Here is a 431-nt window from a genome sequence, read left to right on the forward strand (position 1 = left end):
GGCTCGGTGGTCTCAGACGGGTCCTTAGAGGTGACAGTCTGATCCTTGTCGTTGATGTCCTTGTGCTCAGCGATCTCATTCGGGTTCTTCGGATCAGTACCCGGAGTCTCCTTGCCCTCCTTGTCGACCTCAACAGAAGTCAACTCCTCAAAGGCAACCGCAGCCTCAACCGGCTCCGTTACAGACTCATCAACGATGATCTCAACAACAACCTCACCATTGGCAGCATCCGGAGTAAAGGTCTTGAAACCCTCACCCAAAACAGTCTTGCCATCAGCCTTAGAAATCAACTCAGCATAAAGGGTGTATTCCTTACCCGGAACCAGACCCTCATACGTCACCGTATCGTTAACCTGCGCACCAGCAACAACCTCAGTAGCACCGTTCGCAAAATCAGCATTCGTCGAAATCTTCGGAGTATCAGACTCACC

The 431-nt window shown here is 51.5% G+C and carries 1 protein-coding gene; it reads right to left on the reverse strand.

Translation table 11 applies throughout. The features are described 5' to 3' along the window. Nucleotides 1-431: VaFE repeat-containing surface-anchored protein (locus tag HMPREF2565_RS03320; protein ID WP_168162650.1), on the reverse strand; the 431-nt coding region annotated here is incomplete at both ends.

Source organism: Corynebacterium sp. HMSC072A04, from assembly GCF_001809235.1.
In the GTDB taxonomy this organism is placed as follows: domain Bacteria; phylum Actinomycetota; class Actinomycetes; order Mycobacteriales; family Mycobacteriaceae; genus Corynebacterium; species Corynebacterium hiratae.